This is a genomic window from Virgibacillus indicus (assembly GCF_002266285.1).
Lineage (GTDB): Bacteria > Bacillota > Bacilli > Bacillales > Amphibacillaceae > Virgibacillus_K > Virgibacillus_K indicus.
In genome coordinates this window covers 807,785-832,022 of sequence record NZ_NPMS01000001.1, presented here as the reverse complement: position 1 = coordinate 832,022, position 24,238 = coordinate 807,785, and the positions used below count along the sequence as shown (strand labels likewise).

Sequence of the window (24,238 nt, the reverse complement as noted above, 5' to 3'; positions counted from 1 at the left end):
CGATGACTAAAATAGCACCATCAATATTATCTGCAGATTTTGCAAATCTGGGCAAGGAAATTGCAGATGTGGAAAATGGAGGAGCCGATTATATTCATGTTGATGTAATGGATGGTCATTTTGTTCCAAACATTACAATTGGACCTTTAATTGTGGAGGCAATCAAGCCGGTCACTTCGCTTCCCCTGGATGTTCATCTAATGATTGAGAATCCTGATGCGTATATACCAATGTTTGCAAATGCTGGAGCATCTATCCTGACAGTGCATCAGGAGGTATGCACGCATTTACACCGGACTGTTAAGCTCATTAAAGATAATGGCGTAAAGGCGGGGGTTGTAATTAATCCGGCAACCCCTGCAGAAACAATTTTGCCAATTCTTCCGGAGGTGGATCTTGTATTGGTTATGACTGTTAATCCAGGGTTTGGCGGCCAGTCCTTTATCCAAAGCACTTTGAAAAAAATCGAACAGATTGCGGCATGGAGAAAAGAGATGAATCTTAAGTTTGAACTTGAGGTGGACGGCGGGGTTAATAAGGACACTGCTAAACTTTGTATAGATGCTGGTGCAGATGTATTAGTTGCCGGAAGTGCCGTTTTTAATAAAACCGACAGACGTCACGCAATTGAAGATATTTTAAGTGCAGTCGGAGATAGTAAATAATATGCTGGCTGTTGCGATTGTAGGGAATGGGCCGGTCGATCGTCATCCCGATTTTGAATGGTATAAAGATAAAATTGATATTTGGATTGGAGCAGACCGTGGTGCATTAACTTTAGTATTAAAAAAAATTCCACCCGAATATGCTTTGGGGGATTTTGATTCAATCAATGAAGCGGAAAAACGGACCATTCAGCAGCATTCCAAGATTTTTAAGGAATATCCTTCCGAAAAGGATGAGACAGATCTGGAAATTGCTTTAATAAAAGCTTTTGAATTAAAACCGGATGAAATTTATTTATTTGGAGTTACTGGCGGCCGGCTGGATCATGAGCTAATTAATATTCAGCTGCTTCATCAAATAGCAAATAAGGATATTAGAGGAATAATTGCCGATAATGTAAATCAGCTGGAGTTAACTAAGGCAGGCAAACATACAGTTTTTCATAATGAAGCCTATCCTTATATTTCATTCATTCCTTTTACCCAGAAGGTAAAAGGGATTACACTTGAGGGATTTTATTATCCATTAGCGGATGAGACTATTACCTGGGGCTCTACTTTATGCATATCAAACAAGCTTCTTTCAAAAAAAGGTACTTTTTCATATGAAGAAGGCATACTATTACTAATAAAGAGTCGTGATACGATTCCAGTGTGAGGTTTGTTTGTTATTTAGAGGAGGGCGAACTCATGAAATTTTATACTATTAAGCTCCCAAGATTTATCGGCGGTTTCGTCAGGATTGTTATTGGTACGTTTAAAAAAGATAAGTAAAAAAATCAGGCTTTTGTCAAAAGAATTGACAGAAGCTTGTTTTTTCTTGAGCAGCGGGGACTTTCAGAGTAAGCGAGAAGATTCTATGAGTTTCTTGGTACAAACTAAAAAAATCTGTGAGGAGAACAAAGGCGCTGGAGCCGGACGTGGCTGATTCGGTTGTTTATTTATCCACAGGTCAAAAAATTTTATAATTTCCTTACAATGACAAAAAGGCCCCTGCTGTATGTATACAACAGGGGTCTTTTTGTTAATAACTAATGCTAAACTGTACTTTATTTTTCTATACGCGTTCTACTTTACCTGATTTCAAGGCACGTGCAGAAACGTAAACACGTTTAGGTTTTCCGTCTACCATAATACGTACTTTTTGTACATTAGCTTTCCAATTACGCTTGTTGGAATTCATAGCGTGAGAACGTTGGTTTCCACTGCGAGTCTTACGTCCAGTAACAACACATTTTCTAGCCATGGCAATCCCTCCTACTCTAACATGTGTCATATAATACCTAATTAATTTATCACAAGTAGTCAAAGAATGCAATTGATGTTTACTATTCTTTTTGCAGCAGAAACGTGGATTCAATACCGGAATAAAGAAAAATTACTTGACAGATTAAAATAATTCGTCCATTGTTATAAGGGGAATTTTTTAATGAGATAGCTTTATTTAAAGCAGAGCGATGATTCGCATGAGTACATAACTTAATCTTTTAAAAAAGGGTCGCATGTAGTAGAATATGCTTATAAAGAAGGTATTTAAGGAGGATTATTATGTCCATTGAACTTAATACAAATGATGGTCAAGTAACAATTACAAATGAAGTTATTGCCACAATTGCAGGCGGAGCTGCTGTGGAGTGCTACGGTATTGTCGGAATGGCATCCAAAAGCCAGATTAAAGACGGACTTGCAGAAATACTCCGTAAAGAGAATTTTTCACGAGGCGTTGTAGTTCGCCAGGAAGAGAACCATCTGCATATTGATATGTATATCATTGTCAGCTATGGTACAAAGATTTCTGAGGTTGCCCATAATGTACAATCCCAGGTTAAGTACACGTTAAGTCAATCACTTGGATTGGCAATTGACTCTGTTAATATTTATATTCAGGGAGTCCGTGTAGCACAGGATTAAAACAGAAATTATATAATTTATAATATAATAATCGAGTCGTTTTTGTTAGAGGAGGAAGTATAGTGACGGTACAAAAGTTGGATGGCGTTACTTTTGCACAAATGGTACTCTCTGGAGCGCACCATTTAACGAACAATGCCAAAAAAATAGATGCTTTAAATGTATTTCCAGTGCCTGATGGTGATACTGGAACAAATATGAATTTATCCATGACCTCTGGAGCAGGTGAAGTCAAGAAGCTTGACACAGAGGACATTTCAGAGGTGGCTGGTGCTTTTGCCAAAGGCTTACTGATGGGCGCCAGAGGAAATTCCGGGGTAATTTTATCACAGATTTTCCGTGGCTTTTCAAAAGGTATGGAAAAAAAACAAACAATAAATGCAAAAGATCTTGCATCTGCGTTTGACACAGGAGTTTCTACAGCCTATAAAGCCGTTATGAAACCAGTGGAAGGTACTATTTTAACTGTAGCAAAGGATTCTGCTCAAGCGGCAATCAATGAAGCTAAAAAAGAAACGAATATAATCGTTTTGATGGAAAAAGTAGTGGAAGAAGCTAAAGCATCATTAAAAAGAACACCAGATTTATTGCCTGTGTTAAAAGAGGTCGGTGTAGTTGATTCTGGTGGACAAGGCCTCGTTACTATTTATGAAGGCTTTTTAGCAGCTCTGAAAGGTGAGGAATTGCCGGAAGAATCTGTAACTGAAACGGAAATGGAAGAAATGGTGAATGCAGAGCATCATAAAGCGACTCAGGATTTCATGGATACTTCAGAGATTGAATTTGGATACTGTACAGAATTCATGGTTCAATTTGAAGATGATAAGCTGGCTGAGCATCCTTTTGATGAGGACGAATTTCGGAATGAATTAAGTGAGCATGGTGACTCCTTGCTTGTAGTATCTGATGATGAAATTGTAAAGGTCCACGTACATGCTGAATATCCGGGGACATGTCTGACCCTTGGGCAGCGTTACGGAAGTTTAATCAAAATGAAGATTGAAAACATGCGTGAGCAGCATAAAGCAATTGTAGGAGATAAAAATAGGCAGGCTGCTCCAAAAGAAAAAGCTGAGTACGCTATTGTTACTGTTGCAATGGGCAGTGGCATAACAGCTCTTTTGGACAGCCTTGGTGCTTCCGTAATTATTGAAGGCGGCCAAACGATGAATCCGAGTACGAAGGATATAACAGATGCAATTGGCAGGGCAAATGCAAAAAACGTTATTATTTTGCCAAATAATAAAAATATTATTATGGCAGCTGACCAGGCAGCGGAACTTGCTGAAGAAAACGTCCAGGTTGTTCCGACCAAAACAATTCCACAGGGCATCAGTGCAATTCTTGCATTCCATCCCGAAGCCGATATTATGGAAAACAAAGAAAACATGGATGAGGCAAGAAAAATGGTTAAAACTGGACAGGTTACATATGCTGTCAGGGATACACAGATTGATGGCATTACAATTGAAAACGGTAATTTCATGGGAATTGCAGATGGCAAAATAAAAGCAACCCATGAGAACAAAACAGAAACAGTTAAATTATTATTAAACGAAATGATTACAGAAGATGATGAAATCCTAACTATTTTACAGGGTGAAGATGTTGAGGATAAAGAAGTTGAAGAACTTGTGAATTATATCGAGGATACTTACGAAGATTTTGAAATCGAAGTTCATAAAGGTAATCAGCCAATCTATTCTTATATTTTTTCAGTCGAATAATTCTTATGATTAAAAAAATCGCCCCACGATGTTGTGGAGGCGATTTTTTTAAAACCCAATAATTTTCATAACAAAATCAAATAAAAATAATAAAGATATTACGATTAATGGCATTGGTAATTCTTTAAACCTGCCTAGAGCAATTTTGACAATAGGATATGCAATAAACCCAAATGCCATCCCATCAGCAATGCTGTATGTGAATGGGATCATGACAACAATCAGAAATGCCGGCAAAGCTTCAGATAAATCATCTGTTGGAATATAACGGATGTTTATTGCCATAAGTACCCCAACGATTATTAAGATAGGGCTGATTGCTGAATTTGGGATCATGGATATCCAGGGAATAATAAAAATGGTTGCCAAAAATAACAAACTGGCAGTGATGGCGGCCTTGCCGGTTTTTCCATTAGAAGTAATAACAGCTGCGTTTTCAGCGGCAGAAACAGTTGGCGATGTACCCAGAAATGCACATGTTAACGTAGAAAATGCCGTTATTTTATATGCCCTGTTATAGCTGCTATTCTTCTTCAACATATGAAGCTGCCCATTTATCAGCCCCATGTTCTCGAATATGAGTATCAAAGCTAAAGGAAAAACTGCCAGCCAAAAAGATAGATCGTTTATAGCTGAGAATGACGGAATAAATAATATATCCTGAATGCCAACATTTACAGCTTCACTTCCTTCTTCGACTGTGCCAAGGAAAAAAGCAAGTACCGTACCACCAATCATTGTGATTAGAAAATTAGCAGGTACACTTCTCATAAATAGGAATATCGCAAAGAATAAAGTTAATAAGCTGGCAATAACATTAGGCGAACTGAATTCACCTATTGCAATGATTGTATTCTCACCACTTATGACAATCCCGCTTTTTTCCAATCCGATTAGTATCAGGAAAAAACCTAATCCGACACTGATTGCATGCTTCAGAGCGTCCGGAATAGCTTCCTTGAGAATTACTCCCAATTTGCTAAAGGCCGTTATTAAAAAAACAACGGCTGCAATTAATACTGCTGCCAACCCCTCCTGGAAGGTAAGGCCAGTCCCCTCCACAATTGAATATGCAAAGAGCGCATTGATTCCCATACCAGGGATTAACAATAATGGCAGCTTGCCTAATAAGCCCATTAGCAATGTTCCGAGAAAACTGGCAAGAATAGTGGCAAGCATGCCGCTTTCTAGTGTAATACCAGCTTCACTCAGGATAGACCCATTTACTACTACAATGTATACTGTAGTTAGATAACCAATTATTCCTGCAGTAAGTTCCGTACGTAAATTGCCTTCAGTGCGGAGTTTGGAATGTTCTTTGTTATAAGGCATTAGATCTCCTCATAGATGTAGCTGTCCCTCTCCCACCCGATTATAAAAGGATGTTCAAATTATCTAGTGAACACCGTTAATGTTATAACCCACAAGTGATTATTATAGTCTTTTTTGTTATAATTTACAATGAGATGAAATATATACTGAAAAACAGGCGGTGAATTTATGAAATATAATTCAGTTTTTGATATTATTGGGCCTGTAATGATTGGCCCATCTAGTTCACATACAGCAGGAGCGGCAAGAATCGGGCTGGCAGCACGTAATCTTTTTGGTGGGGATCCCGAATGGGCAAAAATTTATTTATATGAATCATTTGCCAAAACGTATAAGGGCCATGGTACGGATTTTGCGCTGGCTGGTGGCTTAATGGGGTTTGCACCGGATGATCCCAGAATGAGCAAGGCTCTGGAGATTGCAGAAGAAAGAGCTCTGAAAATAGAATTTATTGAAGACAGTGCAGCTGTTGATCATCCAAATACTGCACGACTTGTTATAGGGAAAGATAATGAATCCATCGAATTAATTGGAATTTCAATTGGTGGGGGAAAAGTGGAAATCACCGAATTGAATGGCTTTGAGCTTCGTTTATCCGGTAATCATCCAGCAATACTAATCATGCATAATGACCGGTTCGGAGCTATTGCCTCGGTTACGAAAATTTTAGCAAAGCATGAGATTAATATCGGCCATATGGAAGTAAACCGTAAAGATGTTGGAAAAGAAGCATTAATGGTGATTGAAGTGGATCAGAATGTAAGTGATGATATTTTAAAAGAATTGGAAAGTGCCGATCATATTAATCAAATAGCTAAAATTGTCAGCTGACCTATTAATTGAAGGGGAGGAGATTACACATGTTTAGATCAGCAGCTGAATTAGTAGAAATTGCCGAGAAAGAAGAAATATTAATATCAGAAGTAATGATACGTCAGGAAATGGAAGTTAAAAATAAATCTCGTGAAGAAGTATATGCAGAAATGGAAAAAAATCTGCAGGTCATGGAACAAGCAGTAGAGGATGCGCTAAAAGGAGTGCAATCTGTTACTGGTTTAACCGGTGGGGATGCTGTATTAATCCAGAATTACATGAAAGAGAAGACCCCATTATCAGGCAATCTGATGCTGGATGCTGTAAGTAAGGCAATGGGCACGAATGAGGTTAATGCAGCAATGGGGACTATTTGTGCAACACCAACTGCAGGAAGTGCTGGAGTTGTTCCGGGAACACTTTTCGCTGTTAAAAATCAATTGAATCCAACTCGTGAACAAATGATCCGTTATTTATTTACATCAGGCGCTTTTGGCTTTGTTGTTGCAAACAATGCATTTATCTCCGGAGCTGCCGGTGGATGTCAGGCAGAGGTAGGTTCAGCTGGAGCAATGGCTTCAGCAGCTATTGTAGAGATGGCCGGGGGCACACCTCAAGCATCAGCAGAAGCTTTTGCAATTACTTTAAAAAATATGCTCGGTCTTGTTTGTGACCCGGTAGCAGGGTTGGTGGAAGTACCTTGTGTGAAACGAAATGCAGCAGGTTCTTCCTTAGCCATCGTATCAGCAGATCTTGCTTTGGCTGGTGTAACAAGCAGGATCCCATGTGATGAAGTGATTGGAGCAATGTACCGGATTGGTAAGCAAATGCCTTCAACTCTTCGTGAAACGGGAGAAGGCGGACTTGCAGATACACCAACAGGCAGGCTGTTAAAAGAAAAAATCTTTGGAATGACAGTATAAGAATGAGTTCAATAGTATGCCAAATTAGAGGTCGAGGCGACGAGCTTTGAGTACCGGAATGTACATTAAAAGGTACACGAGGAACAGTAAAGTGAGCATTCGTGCGAGATTCGCGGCTTATCATGTGGCGTCTTTTTGACATTTATAAGATATAGAGAAGGAAAGTGTGATAGATATGCTAAGTGACTCTATAACAGCAGTAAAAGGTGTAGGAGAAAAGTTTTCAGAGGATTTAGCAGCATTAGGCATTTATACAGTAGAAGATTTATTGAACTATTTTCCATACCGATATGATGTATATGAAATAAAGCCTCTTAGTGAATTAATTCATGAGGATAAAGTAACAATTGAGGGAAGGGTTATTCATGATCCTTCCCTCGCTTTTTATGGACGGAAAAAATCAAGACTCACATTTACTGTTGAGGTAGAAAATGTTGCAGTTAAAGCAGTGATGTTTAATCGAGCATTTGCAAAAAAACATATAAATGCCGGGGATATTATTACACTGAGTGGTAAATGGGATGTCAACAGGCTTCAGATTACGGTGAGTAACTATAAAAAGGGATCAGCAGACAGCCAGTCCCAGATTCAGCCAATGTACTCGATTAAGGGAAATGTTACGAATCAAAAGCTGAAAAAAACAATAAAAACGGCAATAAAAGATTATGCCGATGAAATAGTTGAAATTTTACCGGAAAGGTATCTGACAGCTTATAAAATTCCGGAAAGGAAAAATGCATTGACTACCATGCATTTTCCGCGAAACAGAATCGATTTGAAGCATGCACGTCGCAGGTTTACATATGAAGAATTTCTATTGTTTCAGCTTAAAATGCAGTTATTGAGGAAAATAAAACGAGAAGCTACCGAAGGAAATGCCCAAAATTATCATCCCTATAAGGTGCAGGAATTCATTAGTGAATTTCCTTTCTCCCTTACAAAAGCCCAGGAAAAATCATTAAAGCAAATTCTGGCTGATATGAAATCACCTTATAGAATGAACAGGCTTCTTCAGGGAGATGTTGGATCCGGAAAAACTGCTGTAGCTGCCATCTGTTTATATGCTTCGATTACTGCAGGTAAACAAGGGGCCTTGATGGTTCCAACCGAAATATTAGCAGAACAGCATTATCAATCCTTAAGCGAGTTATTTGGTGACAAAGCGAATATTATATTATTAACAGGTTCAGTAAAAGGCAAAAAAAGAAGAGAAATACTAACGTCCATTGAAAATCATACGGTTGATATTATTGTAGGGACACATGCACTAATCCAGGATGATGTCTATTTTGAGAACCTGGGATTTGTTATTGTAGATGAACAGCATCGATTTGGGGTTGAACAGCGGCGTACATTGCGGGATAAAGGGCTGAATCCTGATGTACTGTTTATGACAGCAACACCGATACCAAGAACGCTTGCCATTACGGCTTTTGGTGATATGGATGTATCAGTCATTGATGAAATGCCTGTTGGAAGAAAGGAAATCGAAACCTATTGGACGAAGGAAAACACCTTTGAAAGAGTGCTTCGTTTTATAGAAAAGCAAATAGCACTTGGTGAGCAGGCCTATGTAATATGTCCTCTTATCGAAGAATCTGACAAACTGGATATTCAGAATGCGGTGGATCTTTTCCATCAGCTGAAAGAATTTTATCCCCCGGATATTACGGTTGGTTTGATGCATGGAAGACTCCATACAGATGAAAAAGATAATGTGATGAAGGAATTTGCTGCAAATGATATTCAGATTCTTGTTTCAACAACAGTTGTAGAGGTTGGTGTGAATGTACCGAATGCTACGATTATGATCATTTATGATGCCGAAAGATTCGGTCTCTCACAGCTTCATCAATTAAGAGGAAGAGTTGGCAGAGGAGACAAACAAAGCTATTGTATTTTAATTGCTGATCCAAAAGGGGAAGTTGGCAAAGAACGGATGCGGATTATGACAGAAACAATAAATGGATTTGAACTGTCTGAACAGGATTTGAAGCTCAGAGGACCAGGTGATTTTTTTGGAAAGAAACAAAGCGGTGTTCCAGAGTTCAAAGTTGCTGATATGATTCATGATTACAGAGCGTTAGAAACTGCCCGTGCAGATGCGCAGGAAATTATTGAATCAAATATGCTGGAACTTGGAGAATTCCACCAATTAAAAGAGCATCTGGAAACCAGCTCATTTTTGACTGATAAACTGGATTAAAAGGATCACTTGCATATTTAAAAATGGTATTATATATTACTATTAGTACCAAGTCTTAAAAACATAAAATAAAATAGTATGTTCTAAAAGTGAGCAAATGTGAATCGTGGAAGTGCAGCTTCTGCGAATGCTTTTCGAACATCCTGTAATAATGCGGATGGTGCTAAGATGAAATTAACCAAGACAAAACGTCAAAAATTATTAAAAGAAACAATTAAACAAACACCATTTATAACGGACGAAGACCTTGCCAGGAAGTTCTCTGTCAGTATCCAGACAATACGTCTTGATCGATTGGAGCTTTCCATTCCGGAGCTGCGCGAACGAATTAAATTTGTTGCAAATAATCAATGGAATGAGACAGTAAGAGCTTTGCCGCTGGAAGAAGTAATTGGTGAAGTAATTGATTTGGAACTGGACAAGCGTGCTATATCTATTTTGGATATTAGTCCTGATTTGGTTTTTTCCAGAAATAAAATAGCACGGGGCCATCATTTATTTGCACAGGCTAATTCTCTGGCTGTAGCAGTTATCAATGATGAACTTGCACTTACAGCAAAATCTGAGCTTAAGTTTACGAGTCAGGTAAAAGAAGGAGAACGGGTTGTAGCAAAAGCGAGCGTAGAGGGAATAAATGAAAAAGGTTTGAAACTGGTTCGGGTACATAGTTTTGTAGAAAATCAGATGGTGTTTACAGGTCTATTCTATATGTATCATTCTAACGAGAATAAAGGGGCTAAAACAAATGAAGCTGGCAATTGACGCCATGGGAGGAGACCATGCACCTAAAGAGATTGTACTTGGAGCGATGGATGCTGTTTCCGAAATTGATAATTTACAAATCACCTTAATTGGTGATGAAAATAAAATCAAAGAATATTTAACAGAAACAAAAAATATCGAAGTCATTCATACAGACGAAGTAATTACCAGTGATGATGAGCCAGTTCGTGCCGTAAGACGCAAAAAAAATGCTTCCCTGGTACTCATGGCCCGTGAAGTCAAGGAACTACGTGCGGACGCCTGTATATCAGCAGGCAACACTGGAGCATTAATGAGTGCAGGATTATTTGTAGTTGGTAGAATACCCGGTATTGACCGGCCTGCATTAAGCCCTACACTTCCAACTATTGATGGTAAAGGCTTTTTATTATTGGATGTTGGTTCAAATGTTGATGCCAAGCCTAACCATCTTGTACAATATGCAATAATGGGCTCAATTTATGTTGAAAAGGTTCGAGCCATAAAAAATCCAACGGTTGGTCTACTGAATGTAGGTACAGAGGATGGTAAAGGAAATGACCTTACGAAAAAAGCATTTTCTCAACTGAAAGATGCGCCAGTAAATTTTATAGGCAATGTGGAAGCACGCGATATTTTAAGCGGAGCAGCTGATGTAGTTGTAACAGATGGCTTCAGTGGAAATGTAGCATTAAAAACGATTGAAGGCACAGCAATGACAATGTTTTCGATGCTTAAAGAAACATTCATGTCTTCACTGAAAACTAAAGTAGCTGCTGGAATTTTAAAAAATGATTTAAAAGGACTAAAAGGCAAGCTCGACTATTCCGAATACGGCGGAGCTGGATTATTTGGGTTAGCTGCACCTGTTATCAAGGCACATGGTTCTTCCAACAGGAGAGCTATCTACAGTGCGATAACACAGGCTTGTCATATGGTCGAACATAACGTTACAGACACAATAAAAACAACAGTAGAATCGATTCAATTGGAGAAGGAGTGATAGAATGAAAAAAGTCGCTTTTATGTTTCCTGGTCAAGGCTCGCAGGCAGTTGGGATGGGAAAGGAATTTTATGATAATTACCCAGAAGTAAAAGAAATGCATCAGGATGCTGATAGGGTCCTGGATAAAGATATTACCAGCATAATGTTTACAGGGCCAAAAGAAACTTTGACAGAAACTGAAAATGCACAGCCTGCCTTATTATTATCCAGCATCGCTGTACATACCCTGCTTTTAAAAGAGGAAATACAGCCAACTATGACGATCGGTCACAGCCTTGGTGAATACAGTGCATTGGTTGCTGCTGGGGCAATTTCTCTGGAGAAGGCTTTGCCATTAGTAGCAGCCCGGGGAAAGCTGATGGAAGAAGCATTTCCAAAAGGAAAAGGCACGATGGCTGCAGTACTTGGTTTATCAGAAGATAAAATTAATGAAGCATTGCAGGAAGTAAACGATGAAATAGTAGATATTGCTAATTTAAACTGTCCTGGCCAGATTGTTATTTCCGGATCGAGAGAAGGAATTGAACAAGCCAGTTCCATTCTAAAAGAACATGGAGCTAAACGGGTCCTGCCACTTAATGTAAGTGGGCCTTTTCATTCAAGGCTAATGAAATCTGCAAATGAACAGTTTGCCGGCTATTTAAATGAGGTAGAAATTAAGGATGCCAGTATCCCAGTTTTTGCGAATGTATCCGCTTCTCCAGTAAGAGAACACGCAGAAATAAAAGATCTCCTGATTAAGCAATTATATTCTCCTGTCCGGTTCGAGGAATCGATTCGCAACATGATTGATCATGGTGTGGATGCCTTTATTGAAGTAGGAAATGGGAAAGTATTATCAGGCTTGCTGAAAAAGATTGATCGCAGTGTAAAAACATTTGCAGTGCAGGATATCGAATCAATGAACCAATTTATCTCATGGTACCAAGGGGAGGATTCCTAAATGCTTAAAGGAAAGAATGTACTAGTAACCGGCGCATCACGTGGAATAGGACGAGCAATTGCTATAGAGCTTGCAAGTAAGGGTGCGAATATAGCTGTTAACTATGCTGGAAATGAAGACAAGGCGCAAGCTGTTGTAGAAGAAATTGAACAGATTGGTTCTAAGGCTTTTAAAGTTAAGGCTGATGTTGCCAATGAGTCAGATGTTAAGGATATGGTTAAAGAAGTAATCAGCCAGTTTGGGAGTCTGGATATACTTGTGAATAATGCAGGGGTAACACGTGACAATTTACTGATGCGAATGAAAGAAGAGGAATTCGATCAGGTAATTAATACAAATCTCAAAGGAGTATTTGTATGTACAAAAGCAGTTACCAGACAAATGATGAAACAAAAAGCTGGAAGAATTGTAAATGTTGTTTCGATTGTAGGGGTGAGCGGAAACCCGGGACAGGCAAATTACGTTGCTGCCAAGGCTGGTGTAATTGGTCTGACGAAAACAACTGCTAAAGAGCTGGCGTCGCGCAATATTCTGGTAAACGCTGTCGCACCAGGGTTTATCTCAACAGATATGACAGATGCTCTGACAGAGGAACAGCGGGAATCGATGCTCGCACTAATTCCTCTTGCAAAACTAGGCACACCTGAAGATGTAGCCAGAGTTGTCCGCTTTCTAACAACCGAAGATGCAAACTACATCACCGGCCAAACCATTCACATAGACGGTGGAATGGTGATGTAGCAGAGAAAAGCACTTTTCGTAGATTAAGTTGATTGTAAATCTTCGCAGTTGATGCAAATTGCGAACTAAAATTAGTATGACTTTCAAAAATTGTGCTGACGCTACCGTTCGGGATCGCTGCGGGCGGATGCTTTCCGCGGGCACGGCCTCAGCCTCCTCGAGAAAACCACTCTGCGGGGTCTTCGGACACGTGCTATTCCCGCAGGAGTCACCGCCCTTCGCTCACCCGAACTGGTGAGGTGGTTAGATACTTTGTATATTATTACTAATGCAATTCATCAGCAGTAACCGGACTATCAGCGGAGGAAATACACGGAGACTCCTGTGGGAGCAAATGTTTTCGATGGAGCGAGCATTTATGCGCAGCCCCAGAGGCCTAGATGAGACCCCGCAGAGCGACAGCTCGAGGAGGCTCATCAGCCGCCCACGGAAAGCGTAGTGTATTTCCGCAGCGGTGGCTCAACATCATATTAAGTATTAAGTCAGTTCGCATTTTATAGATGTTGTGTCAAACACAACATTTATAGAAATCTCAGTTAATATCCTTTATACTACTTGAAGGGAGGTGAAGTATGATGGCAGATGTTTTTGATCGTGTAAAAGCTATTATCGTTGAACGTCTTGATGTAGAAGAATCAAAAGTAACAATGGAAGCATCTTTTAAAGATGACCTTGAAGCAGATTCTTTAGACGTCGTTGAACTTGTAATGGAACTTGAAGATGAATTTGATATGGAAATTGCTGACGAAGAAGCTGAAAAAATAAATACTGTTGGTGATGCTGTAAATTACATAAACAGTACACAAGCATAGTTTTTAGAGAGTCTCGCATTTGCGGGGCTTTCCTATATTCTTTTAAATCGGGGTGATTTCACGCATGAATGTCAGAGAATTGGAACAGCATCTTGGTATTTCCTTTAATAACCACAAGCTGATAACACAGGCTTTCACACATTCATCCTATGTGAATGAGCATCGGTCAGAAGTATTTTCGGATAATGAACGACTGGAATTTTTAGGAGATGCTGTACTGGAATTAGGGGTCTCTCAATATTTGTACCGAAATAATAAAAAAATGCCTGAGGGTGAAATGACAAAACTGCGGGCTTCGATTGTCTGTGAACCTTCACTAGATAATTTTGCACGCGACCTAAATTTTGGTGAATTTATTTTGCTTGGAAAAGGTGAAGAACAAACAGGCGGGCGTAGTCGTCCTGCGTTATTGGCAGATGTATTTGAGGCATTCCTAGGTGCATTATATTTAGATCAGGGTTTCGACCAGGCACTTCAATTCCTTGAATTAAATGTTTTTCCGAAAATATCAACAGGTGCTTTTTCTCATGCGATGGATTATAAAAGCCAGCTGCAGGAATTGGTGCAGCAGTACAAACATCAAACGATTGAATATAAAATTGCGGAAGAAAAGGGTCCTTCCCATAATAAAGAGTTTATTGCCCATGTCATTATAAAAGACGAAGTATCGGGTGTAGGAATTGGACGGACAAAAAAAGAAGCGGAACAGCGGGCTGCCAAGACTGCATTGGATAAATATATTTAAAAGAATAAATACAATAGTAGAAGGCTGTAATTAAGCAGGAATCACAGCCTTTTACTATTATTTAGATTTTCTAACCTCACGCAATTCTTCAATGAATGCTTGTGATTCTGATACGCTTAAACGTCCTTTTTGAACGACCATATCATACATAAACTTCAAATCATTGTATTTGTCCATGTCATAATCTTCGGGATCCATAATTGTTCGATTGACAACATCCAAACGAACAGCTAATTCATCCAATATAATTTTTAAATTTTCCTGTGACGGATTCTCCAAATTCATTATTCCACCCCTTCAAAAAGTTAAAATACTGCAATACTTCACGTATTTACAGGTTCTGCACTTCTTTTGTTACTTTCTTTATGATAAAATAAATGCGGTAAAAAGCCAAATTATAATTAGTATTTGGAACGAATAAATGAGCATGCTCACGATCAATTAGGAGAATATATATGTATCTAAAACGGTTGGAAAGTGTTGGGTTTAAATCATTTGCAAAACGTATAAATGTTGAATTTGTACCAGGTGTTACAGCAGTGGTTGGCCCAAATGGCAGTGGAAAAAGCAATATAACCGATGCAATCCGCTGGGTACTGGGCGAACAGTCAGCAAAATCGCTGCGCGGCTCCAGAATGGAGGATATCATATTCCAGGGCAGTGACTCGCGAAGTGCGCTGAATGTTGCTGAGGTTACACTTGTTCTTGATAATCATGATAAAGAATTACCGCTAGATTATGAGGAAATAAGTGTAACAAGACGGGTGTATCGTTCTGGGGACAGCGAGTTTTATTTGAATAAACAGTCGTGTCGTCTTAAGGATATAATTGATTTATTTATGGATTCTGGACTTGGCCGTGAAGCATTCTCGATCATCAGTCAGGGAAAAGTGGAAGAAATATTAAGTTCGAAGGCAGAAGAAAGACGCAGTATATTTGAGGAAGCCGCCGGTGTCCTGAAATACAAGCAGCGAAAGAAAAAAGCAGAGTATAAGCTTGCAGAAACGCAGGAAAATCTTAATCGGATTGAGGATATTATCCATGAGATTGAACAGCAAATCAATCCCTTGAAGGAGCAGGCAGAAACTGCTGAAAAATATATTGATTTAAAAGATCAGTTAAAAGAAAAAGAGATTTCCTATTTAATAACTGAAATTGAAACGTACCATGAACAATGGCAAACATTACTAGACGAATTAGAAAAAGAGAAAATGGAAGAAATACAGATCAAAACGGCTATTCAGAAGAAAGAAGCAGGTCTGGAAGATGAACGGCAGAAGATTGTACAGCTTGATGAAGAAGTCGAAGTATTACAAGCAAGTTTACTGACCGTAACACAGCAGCTTGAGCATTATGAGGGCAGGAAGCAACTGTACAATGAACGAACTAGAAATTTTACAGAAAATAAGGAAAAGCTTAAAGTACAGAAACAAGAAACAGAAATGAGGATTGCAAGCCTCCAGGAAGAGCTTAAAGTAGAAAAAGAAAAACTGGCTGAACTGCAGGAAATAAAACAAAAAACAAATAAAATTGCAGAAGAATTAGAGATGAAATTAGCAACGGATGAACAGAATATTGCGGATAAAATTGAAGAACTGAAAACAATATATATTGAGAATCTTAATGTACAGGCCGCAAAACGGAATGAAACAAATTCCATCAGCCAGCAATTGCAGCAAATATCTGGAAAAAAAGAGCGGCAGTCGCAAAAGTTTCAGAGCCTAATTGAACATAGAGAAAAATTGAGCAGAGAATATAAGGAAACTCAGGATAAATATTATGCCCGGCAAAATTACTGTGCGGTGCAAGAATCACAAATGAAGCAGTTGAAGAATGAGCTTGAACAACAAAGAAAACATTTTCAGGAATCGCAGGAAAAGCTTTATAAAGGCTTTCAATATATTGAAAAATTGAAGTCGAAAAAAGAAATGCTTGAAGAAATGAAAGAAGACTTCCAGGGTTTTTTTAACGGGGTAAAGGCAGTATTAAAAGCACGTGAAGAAAAACAGCTGCAGCAGATCCATGGTGCGGTCATTGAGCTGATTGACATCCCCAAAAAATATATTACAGCAATGGAAACTGTTTTGGGAGGACAGGCACAGCATATTGTAGTTTCTGACGATGAATCTGCCCGCAGCGCAATCTCATGGCTGAAAAAAACAAATAATGGCCGGGCAACCTTTCTGCCATTAAAATCTATTCAGGAAAGGTTTATTACTAGAGATGTGTTAACAGAGATACAGAAACATTCCGGTTTTGTTGGAACAGCCTCAAGCCTTGTTGAAACAGACGACAGGTTTAAAAAATGTGTTAACCATTTAATGGGACACGTGGTGATTGCTGAAACACTGAAGGATGCAAATGAAATTGCCGGGAAGGTTAAACGGCGATACCGGGTTGTAACATTGGATGGTGACGTTGTACACCCTGGTGGATCCATGTCGGGTGGAGCTAAAAAGCGAACAAACCAGTCCTTATTTACAAGAGAGAAAGATTTGCAGGAAATAACTGAAAAACTGGATGAAGTTCAAGGAAGAGCTGAAAGATTTGAAGAAATGGTCTCCAGCCTGAAGCTTCAGCTTTCACATAAGGAAAAAGAACTGGAACAAAAAGAACTATCAATTACTGAGGCACAGCAGGAATTACAAAAGGTACAGGAAGCTCATAAAGAACTGGAAATGCAATTGGCATCATTGAATAATAATCTTTCTATTTATGATCAGGATAAACAGCAGTTTAATCAGGATAGAGGGGATTTGCAGTCAAGGCAAAGACAACTGACAGAAGATTTAGATGGAATCAGCCAGCAATTACAGTCGACTCAGGCAGAAATAGATTCACTGACAAGGCAGCAGGAAGAATTTAAGGAAAATCAGGAACAAATGCGGAATGAGCTGCATAAGAACCAGGTCTCGCTGGCAGAACAAGAAGAGCGTCTGAAAAGCCAGCGGGAAAAAACCGATTCCGTTAAGAAACTGATTTCAGAAAACCAGCTTCAATTGGAAGAGTTCACTTCTGAATTGGATGATTTGATTTCTTTTAATAAATCAGATGAAACCGAGGAAGAAATTGATCAAACTATCGAAAATAATAAGGAAGAAAAGACGAAGATTACAACTTCTATCCAAGAGAAACGTAAACAACGATCAGAACGTACAAAACTGACACAGGACCAGGAAAGAGAATTGAAGGAAGAAAATAAGAAACATCAATCATTTATTCAGGAGATTCAGCAAAAAGAAGTTAAAGCAAACCGTTTGGATGTAGAGCTGGAAAACAGATTATCACGTTTACAAACGGAATATACTATCACCTATGAAAAAGCGAAACAAAACTATAAAAAAGCAGAAGAGCCGGAACAGGCTAAATCTGTGGTTCAACAGCTTAAACAAAGGATTGAACAGCTTGGAACAGTAAACTTAGGTGCGATTGATGAATATGATCGTGTTAAGACACGATATACATTTTTAACAGAACAAAAAGATGATCTCGTGGAAGCGAAGCAAACATTATTTGCAGTTATTTCCGAAATGGATGAGGAAATGCAGAAAAGGTTTGATTCGACATTTACGCAGATCAAACAGGAATTTGCAATAGTTTTTAAGCAGTTGTTTGGCGGCGGACATGCTGAATTGAAATTAACAGATCCAAAAAACCTATTAGATACTGGTGTGGATATTATTGCACAGCCACCTGGTAAGAAACTGCAGCATCTTGGGCTGCTGTCAGGTGGAGAACGTGCTCTGACTGCAATCTCATTATTATTTGCCATTTTAAGAGTTCGACCAGTTCCATTTTGTGTTTTGGATGAAGTGGAAGCAGCCCTCGATGAGGCAAATGTGGTGAGATTTGCAAAATATGTGAAACTATACAGTAAACAAACCCAATTTATTGTGATAACCCACCGTAAGGGCACAATGGAGGAAGCAGATGTACTGTATGGTGTTACCATGCAGGAGTCGGGTGTATCACGTCTTGTTTCCGTCCGCCTGGAAGATACGAAAGAATTAATTCAATCCTAAAGGAGGTCAAAAATAATGAGCTTCATGAAAAAGTTAAAAAATAGATTTAAGCAAGATGAAGAAACGGAAGAAGTTTCCTCAAAATATAAAGAGGGGATGAAAAAAACAAGAAATTCATTCTCTGGACGGATTAATGATTTGATTGCAAGGTACCGCAAAGTTGATGAAGATTTTTTTGAAGAGCTGGAAGAAGTTCTGATATCAGCAGATGTTGGTGTCATGACAGTCATGGATTTAATCGATGAATTAACAATGGAAGTTAAACGTCAAAACATCAAGGATACAAAAGAAGTCAAGGATGTAATTTCAGAAAAGCTTGTTGAAATATATTATGGTGATGATGATGAGCATGTGGAAGAATTAAATATCCAGGAAAATCAGCTTTCTGTAATACTGGTTGTCGGAGTAAATGGCGTTGGAAAGACGACATCAATTGGTAAATTGGCACATCAGTTAAAACGGCAGGGCAAACATGTGGTTCTGGCCGCCGGCGATACATTCCGGGCAGGAGCAATAGAACAGCTTGAAGTATGGGGAGAGCGTGCAAATGTTGATGTAGTTAAACAAAGTGCAGGCAGTGACCCGGCAGCGGTAATTTTTGACGGAATTAAAGCAGCTAAATCACGCAATGCAGATGTGTTGATCTGCGATACAGCAGGCAGACTTCAGAACAAAGTAAATTTAATGAATGAGCTGTCTAAAGTAAAGAGAGTAATTGAAAGAGAAGTTCCAGGAGCACCACATGAAGTACTGCTTGTTCTTGATGCAACAACCGGGCAAAATGCATTAAACCAGGCAAAAACGTTTTCCGAAGCGACAAATGTTTCCGGTATTGTTTTGACCAAGTTGGATGGAACTGCCAAGGGTGGAATTGTTTTGGCAATTCGAAATGAACTGCACATTCCTGTGAAGTATGTAGGGCTTGGTGAACAAGTTGAAGACCTCCAGGAATTTAATGCACATGCCTTCGTATATGGACTGTTTGCAGATATGCTGGAAGATGAATAATCATTGACAAGAAAAGAGATTATTCGTTATCATATTTTGTAAAGGTATTTCACTTAACAAGGGGTGTATGAATTGCTTGAAAAGACGACACGCATTAATTATTTACTTGATTTTTACCAGGAATTACTTACACCCAAACAGCGAAACTACATGGAAATGTACTATCTGGAAGATTATTCGCTTGGTGAAATTTCCGAATTATTTCAGGTTTCGCGACAGGCCGTGTATGATAACATTAAGAGAACAGAAACAATGCTTGAATCCTATGAAAGCAAATTACATTTATACAAAAAGTTCGAAAAGCGTGCTGAAGTCATTGAACAAATGGAAAAAACAGTGTCAGACAGTGCTATATTAAAAATGATTGATCAACTAAAAGAATTAGATTAGGGGGACACCTTCTATGGCATTTGAAGGATTAGCCGATCGCCTGCAAAGTACGATTAAAAAAATCACCGGTAAAGGAAAGGTTTCTGAGCAGGACGTAAAAGAAATGACTCGCGAAGTTCGACTCGCTCTGCTGGAGGCTGATGTTAACTTTAAGGTAGTTAAGGGTTTAATTAATCGTATTAAAGAGCGTGCAGTCGGACAGGAAGTTATGGAAAGCTTAACACCAGGTCAGCAGGTCATCAAAGTGGTAAAAGAGGAATTAACAACATTAATGGGCGGCGAGCATAGCAAAATTGCCGTAAGTGACCGTCCGCCAACTGTAATTATGATGGTTGGTCTGCAGGGTGCCGGTAAAACAACCACAACAGGGAAACTGGCAAATCACCTGAGAAAAAAACATAACCGTTCACCACTTCTTGTTGCTTGTGATATCTATCGACCGGCAGCAATTAAGCAATTGGAAACACTTGGTGAGCAGCTGGACATGCCTGTCTTTTCAATGGGAACAGAGACAAGCCCTGTTGATATTGCCGGGAAAGCGATTGAGCAGGCAAAAGAACAACATAATGATTATGTCATTATTGATACTGCAGGCCGTCTGCATGTTGATAATGAACTGATGGATGAATTGCAGCAAATTAAATCTGTTGCGCGGCCTGATGAGATTTTCCTTGTTGTTGATTCCATGACTGGACAGGATGCAGTTAATGTTGCTGAGAGCTTTAATGATCAGCTTGATATTTCAGGTGTTGTCTTGACGAAGCTTGATGGTGATACGCGTGGTGGTGCTGCATTATCCATTAAGGCAGTAACAGACAAACCGATTAAATTTGCTGGGATGGGTGAAAAGCTTGATGAGCTGGAAGCATTCCATCCAGAGCGTATGGCATCCAGAATTCTTGGTATGGGCGACGTGTTGTCGCTGATTGAAAAGGCTCAGACAAACGTAGACGAGAAACAAGCGAAACAACTGGAAGAGAAAATGCGTACAATGTCATTCACCTTTGATGACTTTTTGGAGCAAATGGGACAGGTGAAAAATATGGGGCCATTAGATGATTTAATGGCTATGATCCCTGGCGCTAATAAAATGAAAGGTTTAAAAAATGCCCAGCTTGATGAAAAGCAGCTGGTACACGTTGAGGCTATTATCCAGTCGATGACAAAAAAAGAAAGACAGGAGCCCGGAATTATGAATGCAAGCCGCAAAAAGCGAATTGCAAAAGGCTCCGGTACATCTGTTTCTCAGGTGAATCGATTGTTAAAACAATTCGAGGAAATGAAGAAAATGATGAAGCAAATGACCAACATCCAAAAAGGGAAAAAAGGAAAAGGAATGAATTTTCCATTTATGTAATTTTTATTCAATGTTTTAAAAGGATGGGGTTGCAACCTAGTTTTTCCCATTAGTTTTGACACAAATTCTGTAGACTGCGACGTAACTGCTCTGCTGATTTCAACTTCGGACGGATGTTTTCGCGGGTTGAATGGATTATCAGGGTTTGGGGTACTTCTCTAAGCCCATACAACCAGAAACAAGTAGCTACCGGTCACATAGAGTGACTCTCTAAGCCCATACAACCAGAAACAAGTAGCTACCGGTCACATAGAGCGACTCTCTAAGCCCAAATAGCCAGAAACAGGTAGCTACCAGTCACATAGAGTGCCTCTCTGAGCCTAAACAACCAGAAACAAGTAACTGCCAGTCACATAGAGGATATTTCGGTGGATGGCTGATTGATGATGGAAGTGTGGTTATATTTCCTAAGCGGCCGATGGGATTATCATCGCTGATTTTACTTCGCACTTTACATCAACTTTTGTAGGAATATGAGTAACAAAATAATTTATCTGCTGCATGTAATGGAAAAACACTTTACAGACTTAAAAGTTTCTGTTAGAATCTAAAATTGTGTAAAACATTTTTTATTGGAGGTGCAAGAACATGGCTGTTAAAATTCGCTTAAAACGTATGGGATCTAAAAGAAATCCATTTTATCGTATTGTTGTAGCTGATTCACGTTCTCCCCGTGATGGACGTCAAATCGAGCAAATCGGAACATATAACCCGGTTTCAAACCCGGTTGAAGTTAAGATTGATGAAGAAAAAGCACTTAACTGGATGACAAACGGTGCAAAACCAAGTGATACAGTTCGTAATCTTTTTTCAAAAGAAGGCATCATGAAGAAATTCCACGACCAGAAAAATCAAAAGTAAAGTAGTGTGATATCATGAAAGCCCTGATTGAAACAATAGTTGCGTCTTTAGTAGACCACCCGGAGGACATCGTAGTAACTGAGACGGAAGAAGATACAAAAATTGTGTATCATCTTACTGTTAACCAGGAGGATGTCGGAAAGGTGATTGGCAAAAATGGACGTATTGCAAAAGCAATCCGTACTGTTGTTTATGCAGCTAGAACAGATGCAAAAAAACGGATTTATCTGGATATTATGTAGAGGGAAAGGGGATACCTTTCCCTTTTTACACATCTCTGTTGAAAATTTTTCAAGACGTTTTGTGAGAGTGAGGAAAAAAGGTGAAAATAATAAAGAAAGTCCTGATCAAACAAATTGTCACAGAGAAAAGCAAAGCAAGAATACATGAAAATTTTTATAATCATAAAATGCGACTTGAACAAGAGTGTCAACAACTTCTGTTTGAACAGAGGAAGCTTCAAAATAAAGCAGGTGTTTCGAAACAAGAGACAGCACACCGTTTTCAGCAGGAAATCAATAACCGAAAAGAAAAAATTAAACTCGTTGAATTTAAGATGGAGCAATTGGATCTGCTGGAAATGGGCAGCGAGATTACTGAGAAAGAAGTTGAAGCTCTTGTTGAGGTTAAAGAGGGATCGCATTGGGATGAGATTATTGGGGAACAGGCAATTGTCATTGAAGATGATGTCGTTATTCGAATCGATAAATAGCAGGTGATGACCATGACTGAAAAAATGTTTAATGTGGGTAAAATTGTAAACACCCATGGAATACTCGGTGAAGTTAAAGTTAAACGAATCAGTGATTTTGAGGAAAGATTTTATAGTGGCGAGAAAGTATATGTGGTACGTGATAAGTATGAGCCACTGGAGCTTCTTATCAAAAAACATCGTATGCATAAAGGCTTTGATTTAATCCAATTTGAAGGCTATGAAAATATTAATGATGTAGAAATATTTAAAGGATTAAATTTAAAAATAAAACAAGCTCAGCTCACTGATCTTGAAGATAATGAATTCTATTATCATGAAATAATCGGGTGTGAAGTATGTACAGGTTCTGGAGAGAGACTCGGCAGCATTAAAGAAATACTGGCTCCTGGAGCTAATGATGTCTGGGTTGTAAAACAGCCAGATGGAAAAGAACTGCTGATTCCCTACATCGAGGATGTTGTAAAAGAAATAGATGTGCAAGCAAAGAAAGTGGTTATTGAGCCGATGGAAGGACTGCTTGATTAATGCATATTGACATTTTAACTCTATTTCCAGAAATGATATCCGGTATTTTTAATTCCTCGATTTTAAAAAAAGCCAATGAGAAAAATAAATTCAGCTACAATCTGGTGAACTTCCGTGATTATGCAGCTAATAAACACCAAAAAGTTGATGATTATCCATATGGCGGCGGTGCTGGAATGGTTTTAACAGCACAGCCGATTTTCGATGCAGTTGCAGCTATCACGACCGAAAAACAAACAAATCCGCGTATCATTCTTATGAGTCCGCAAGGGGAGCCATATAATCAAAAAAAAGCTGAGGAGCTGGCTGAAGAAGAACACTTATTGTTTATATGCGGGCATTATGAAGGCTATGATGAACGAATCAGAGAGCATCTTGCAACAGATGAAATTTCCATTGGAGACTTTGTGCTGACAGGCGGGGAACTTGGGGCCATGACAGTTGTTGACAGTGTAGTAAGATTACTCCCGGATGTTCTGGGAAATGAGAAATCGGCACCAGAAGATTCATTTTCCAACGGACTTCTTGAACATCCACATTATACAAGACCAGCAGATTTCCGTGGAATGAAGGTGCCGGAAATTCTGCTTTCCGGACACCATGCAAAGATTGTTCAATGGAGAAAAAGGGAATCATTAAAAAGAACGTTAGAACGCAGACCGGATTTGCTGGATAAGCAAAATCTTTCTGCAGAGGATCAGAAAATTTTAGAAGCTTTAAGTAAAAATGGGAGAACATAAATTAAGTAATTTTACATTTTAAAAACAGTTGAACTCAATCTCTCATTATGGTATA

Annotated in this window: 26 protein-coding genes; 23 read left to right on the top strand and 3 right to left on the bottom strand. The window is 39.0% G+C overall.

The window, feature by feature from the left end; all coding sequences use genetic code 11:
* Positions 1-2 precede the first annotated feature (2 nt).
* From rpe to spoVM, 3 genes are read left to right on the top strand one after another with little or no spacing between them, the layout of a single operon-like run.
* A complete protein-coding gene (gene rpe / locus CIL03_RS04250) occupies positions 3-665 on the top strand; it encodes a ribulose-phosphate 3-epimerase (RefSeq protein ID WP_094883959.1) in 663 nt (220 codons plus the stop codon).
* Positions 643-1,323 (top strand): thiamine diphosphokinase, encoded by a 681-nt coding sequence (locus CIL03_RS04245; RefSeq protein ID WP_338061870.1) that lies wholly within the window; start codon positions 643-645, stop codon positions 1,321-1,323. Before rpe ends, CIL03_RS04245 begins: the two co-directional genes overlap by 23 nt.
* A gap of 32 nt (positions 1,324-1,355) precedes the next feature.
* Positions 1,356-1,439 (top strand): stage V sporulation protein SpoVM, encoded by an 84-nt coding sequence (spoVM, locus tag CIL03_RS04240; RefSeq protein WP_094883957.1) that lies wholly within the window; start codon positions 1,356-1,358, stop codon positions 1,437-1,439.
* Positions 1,440-1,722: 283 nt separating this feature from the next.
* Here spoVM and rpmB read toward each other — a convergent pair whose 3' ends face one another.
* A complete protein-coding gene (rpmB, locus tag CIL03_RS04235; RefSeq protein ID WP_072886868.1) occupies positions 1,723-1,911 on the bottom strand; it encodes a 50S ribosomal protein L28 in 189 nt (62 codons plus the stop codon).
* 302 nt (positions 1,912-2,213) lie between these two features.
* Here rpmB and CIL03_RS04230 point away from each other — a divergent pair, with 302 nt between their 5' ends.
* Together CIL03_RS04230 and CIL03_RS04225 are read left to right on the top strand one after the other, a co-directional pair.
* Entirely contained in the window at positions 2,214-2,576 is a 363-nt protein-coding gene (locus tag CIL03_RS04230) for an Asp23/Gls24 family envelope stress response protein (protein ID WP_094883956.1), read from the top strand.
* Positions 2,577-2,638: 62 nt separating this feature from the next.
* The gene (locus tag CIL03_RS04225; protein ID WP_094883955.1) at positions 2,639-4,303 is read left to right on the top strand and encodes a DAK2 domain-containing protein; all 1,665 of its coding nucleotides are present in this window, start codon (positions 2,639-2,641) and stop codon (positions 4,301-4,303) included.
* A 48-nt stretch (positions 4,304-4,351) separates the two neighbouring features.
* On the opposite strand, the gene CIL03_RS04220 is transcribed toward CIL03_RS04225, so the two are convergent.
* A complete protein-coding gene (locus tag CIL03_RS04220) occupies positions 4,352-5,635 on the bottom strand; it encodes an NCS2 family permease (protein ID WP_094883954.1) in 1,284 nt (427 codons plus the stop codon).
* A 168-nt stretch (positions 5,636-5,803) separates the two neighbouring features.
* Between CIL03_RS04220 and sdaAB the strand changes: the two genes are divergently transcribed.
* From sdaAB to rnc, 9 genes are all read left to right on the top strand, one after another.
* Entirely contained in the window at positions 5,804-6,466 is a 663-nt protein-coding gene (sdaAB, locus tag CIL03_RS04215; RefSeq protein WP_094883953.1) for an L-serine ammonia-lyase, iron-sulfur-dependent subunit beta, read from the top strand.
* 29 nt (positions 6,467-6,495) lie between these two features.
* Entirely contained in the window at positions 6,496-7,371 is an 876-nt protein-coding gene (gene sdaAA / locus CIL03_RS04210) for an L-serine ammonia-lyase, iron-sulfur-dependent, subunit alpha (protein WP_094883952.1), read from the top strand.
* A 175-nt stretch (positions 7,372-7,546) separates the two neighbouring features.
* Complete coding sequence (gene recG / locus CIL03_RS04205; RefSeq protein WP_094884451.1) at positions 7,547-9,577, top strand: ATP-dependent DNA helicase RecG; 2,031 nt, start codon at positions 7,547-7,549, stop codon at positions 9,575-9,577.
* Positions 9,578-9,745: 168 nt separating this feature from the next.
* On the top strand, positions 9,746-10,339 hold the full coding sequence (fapR, locus tag CIL03_RS04200) for a transcription factor FapR (RefSeq protein WP_094884449.1): 594 nt from the start codon (positions 9,746-9,748) through the stop codon (positions 10,337-10,339).
* Positions 10,323-11,321, top strand: a complete 999-nt coding sequence (gene plsX / locus CIL03_RS04195; RefSeq protein ID WP_094883951.1) for a phosphate acyltransferase PlsX — start codon at positions 10,323-10,325, stop codon at positions 11,319-11,321. Before fapR ends, plsX begins: the two co-directional genes overlap by 17 nt.
* A 4-nt stretch (positions 11,322-11,325) precedes the next feature.
* Entirely contained in the window at positions 11,326-12,267 is a 942-nt protein-coding gene (gene fabD, locus CIL03_RS04190) for an ACP S-malonyltransferase (RefSeq protein ID WP_094883950.1), read from the top strand.
* Positions 12,268-13,008 carry a 3-oxoacyl-[acyl-carrier-protein] reductase gene (fabG, locus tag CIL03_RS04185; RefSeq protein WP_094883949.1) on the top strand — a complete coding sequence of 247 codons (741 nt, stop codon included), beginning with the start codon at positions 12,268-12,270 and terminating at the stop codon, positions 13,006-13,008. It abuts the gene before it with no gap.
* A gap of 575 nt (positions 13,009-13,583) precedes the next feature.
* Positions 13,584-13,820 carry an acyl carrier protein gene (acpP, locus tag CIL03_RS04180; protein ID WP_094884447.1) on the top strand — a complete coding sequence of 79 codons (237 nt, stop codon included), beginning with the start codon at positions 13,584-13,586 and terminating at the stop codon, positions 13,818-13,820.
* 64 nt (positions 13,821-13,884) lie between these two features.
* Positions 13,885-14,565 carry a ribonuclease III gene (gene rnc / locus CIL03_RS04175; RefSeq protein ID WP_094883948.1) on the top strand — a complete coding sequence of 227 codons (681 nt, stop codon included), beginning with the start codon at positions 13,885-13,887 and terminating at the stop codon, positions 14,563-14,565.
* Positions 14,566-14,622: 57 nt separating this feature from the next.
* On the opposite strand, the gene CIL03_RS04170 is transcribed toward rnc, so the two are convergent.
* Entirely contained in the window at positions 14,623-14,850 is a 228-nt protein-coding gene (locus CIL03_RS04170; RefSeq protein WP_094883947.1) for a DUF1128 domain-containing protein, read from the bottom strand.
* 170 nt (positions 14,851-15,020) lie between these two features.
* On the opposite strand from CIL03_RS04170, the gene smc reads away from it, so the two are divergent.
* The 9 genes from smc (at position 15,021) to trmD (ending at position 24,183) form a co-directional block, all read left to right on the top strand.
* A complete protein-coding gene (gene smc / locus CIL03_RS04165; RefSeq protein ID WP_094883946.1) occupies positions 15,021-18,587 on the top strand; it encodes a chromosome segregation protein SMC in 3,567 nt (1,188 codons plus the stop codon).
* A 15-nt stretch (positions 18,588-18,602) separates the two neighbouring features.
* Positions 18,603-19,595 carry a signal recognition particle-docking protein FtsY gene (gene ftsY, locus CIL03_RS04160; protein WP_094883945.1) on the top strand — a complete coding sequence of 331 codons (993 nt, stop codon included), beginning with the start codon at positions 18,603-18,605 and terminating at the stop codon, positions 19,593-19,595.
* 72 nt (positions 19,596-19,667) lie between these two features.
* Complete coding sequence (locus tag CIL03_RS04155) at positions 19,668-19,985, top strand: putative DNA-binding protein (RefSeq protein WP_094883944.1); 318 nt, start codon at positions 19,668-19,670, stop codon at positions 19,983-19,985.
* Positions 19,986-19,998: 13 nt separating this feature from the next.
* Positions 19,999-21,342 (top strand): signal recognition particle protein, encoded by a 1,344-nt coding sequence (gene ffh / locus CIL03_RS04150; RefSeq protein WP_094883943.1) that lies wholly within the window; start codon positions 19,999-20,001, stop codon positions 21,340-21,342.
* Positions 21,343-21,930: 588 nt separating this feature from the next.
* Positions 21,931-22,203: a 30S ribosomal protein S16 gene (rpsP, locus tag CIL03_RS04145; protein ID WP_094883942.1), complete on the top strand. Its 273-nt coding sequence runs from the start codon at positions 21,931-21,933 to the stop codon at positions 22,201-22,203.
* 14 nt (positions 22,204-22,217) lie between these two features.
* Positions 22,218-22,445 (top strand): KH domain-containing protein, encoded by a 228-nt coding sequence (locus CIL03_RS04140; protein WP_094883941.1) that lies wholly within the window; start codon positions 22,218-22,220, stop codon positions 22,443-22,445.
* A gap of 80 nt (positions 22,446-22,525) precedes the next feature.
* Entirely contained in the window at positions 22,526-22,915 is a 390-nt protein-coding gene (locus CIL03_RS04135) for a YlqD family protein (protein WP_094883940.1), read from the top strand.
* A gap of 12 nt (positions 22,916-22,927) precedes the next feature.
* Positions 22,928-23,443, top strand: coding sequence for a ribosome maturation factor RimM (gene rimM, locus CIL03_RS04130; protein ID WP_094883939.1), 516 nt, complete (start codon positions 22,928-22,930; stop codon positions 23,441-23,443).
* Positions 23,443-24,183, top strand: a complete 741-nt coding sequence (trmD, locus tag CIL03_RS04125) for a tRNA (guanosine(37)-N1)-methyltransferase TrmD (RefSeq protein WP_094883938.1) — start codon at positions 23,443-23,445, stop codon at positions 24,181-24,183. Before rimM ends, trmD begins: the two co-directional genes overlap by 1 nt.
* The last annotated feature ends 55 nt before the right edge of the window (positions 24,184-24,238 follow it).

Bases quoted from the DNA above. Each gene is read 5' to 3' on its own strand.
- ftsY (WP_094883945.1), top strand. From the start codon at position 18,603: ATGAGCTTCATGAAAAAGTTAAAAAATAGATTTAAGCAAGATGAAGAA.
- fapR (WP_094884449.1), top strand. From the start codon at position 9,746: ATGAAATTAACCAAGACAAAACGTCAAAAATTATTAAAAGAAACAATT.
- recG (WP_094884451.1), top strand. From the start codon at position 7,547: ATGCTAAGTGACTCTATAACAGCAGTAAAAGGTGTAGGAGAAAAGTTT.
- spoVM (WP_094883957.1), top strand. From the start codon at position 1,356: ATGAAATTTTATACTATTAAGCTCCCAAGATTTATCGGCGGTTTCGTC.
- rnc (WP_094883948.1), top strand. From the start codon at position 13,885: ATGAATGTCAGAGAATTGGAACAGCATCTTGGTATTTCCTTTAATAAC.
- CIL03_RS04170 (WP_094883947.1), bottom strand. From the start codon at position 14,850: ATGAATTTGGAGAATCCGTCACAGGAAAATTTAAAAATTATATTGGAT.
- rpmB (WP_072886868.1), bottom strand. From the start codon at position 1,911: ATGGCTAGAAAATGTGTTGTTACTGGACGTAAGACTCGCAGTGGAAAC.
- rpsP (WP_094883942.1), top strand. From the start codon at position 21,931: ATGGCTGTTAAAATTCGCTTAAAACGTATGGGATCTAAAAGAAATCCA.
- sdaAA (WP_094883952.1), top strand. From the start codon at position 6,496: ATGTTTAGATCAGCAGCTGAATTAGTAGAAATTGCCGAGAAAGAAGAA.
- CIL03_RS04220 (WP_094883954.1), bottom strand. From the start codon at position 5,635: ATGCCTTATAACAAAGAACATTCCAAACTCCGCACTGAAGGCAATTTA.
- ffh (WP_094883943.1), top strand. From the start codon at position 19,999: ATGGCATTTGAAGGATTAGCCGATCGCCTGCAAAGTACGATTAAAAAA.
- rpe (WP_094883959.1), top strand. From the start codon at position 3: ATGACTAAAATAGCACCATCAATATTATCTGCAGATTTTGCAAATCTG.
- CIL03_RS04140 (WP_094883941.1), top strand. From the start codon at position 22,218: ATGAAAGCCCTGATTGAAACAATAGTTGCGTCTTTAGTAGACCACCCG.
- fabG (WP_094883949.1), top strand. From the start codon at position 12,268: ATGCTTAAAGGAAAGAATGTACTAGTAACCGGCGCATCACGTGGAATA.
- acpP (WP_094884447.1), top strand. From the start codon at position 13,584: ATGGCAGATGTTTTTGATCGTGTAAAAGCTATTATCGTTGAACGTCTT.
- fabD (WP_094883950.1), top strand. From the start codon at position 11,326: ATGAAAAAAGTCGCTTTTATGTTTCCTGGTCAAGGCTCGCAGGCAGTT.
- sdaAB (WP_094883953.1), top strand. From the start codon at position 5,804: ATGAAATATAATTCAGTTTTTGATATTATTGGGCCTGTAATGATTGGC.
- trmD (WP_094883938.1), top strand. From the start codon at position 23,443: ATGCATATTGACATTTTAACTCTATTTCCAGAAATGATATCCGGTATT.
- smc (WP_094883946.1), top strand. From the start codon at position 15,021: ATGTATCTAAAACGGTTGGAAAGTGTTGGGTTTAAATCATTTGCAAAA.
- rimM (WP_094883939.1), top strand. From the start codon at position 22,928: ATGACTGAAAAAATGTTTAATGTGGGTAAAATTGTAAACACCCATGGA.
- CIL03_RS04230 (WP_094883956.1), top strand. From the start codon at position 2,214: ATGTCCATTGAACTTAATACAAATGATGGTCAAGTAACAATTACAAAT.
- plsX (WP_094883951.1), top strand. From the start codon at position 10,323: ATGAAGCTGGCAATTGACGCCATGGGAGGAGACCATGCACCTAAAGAG.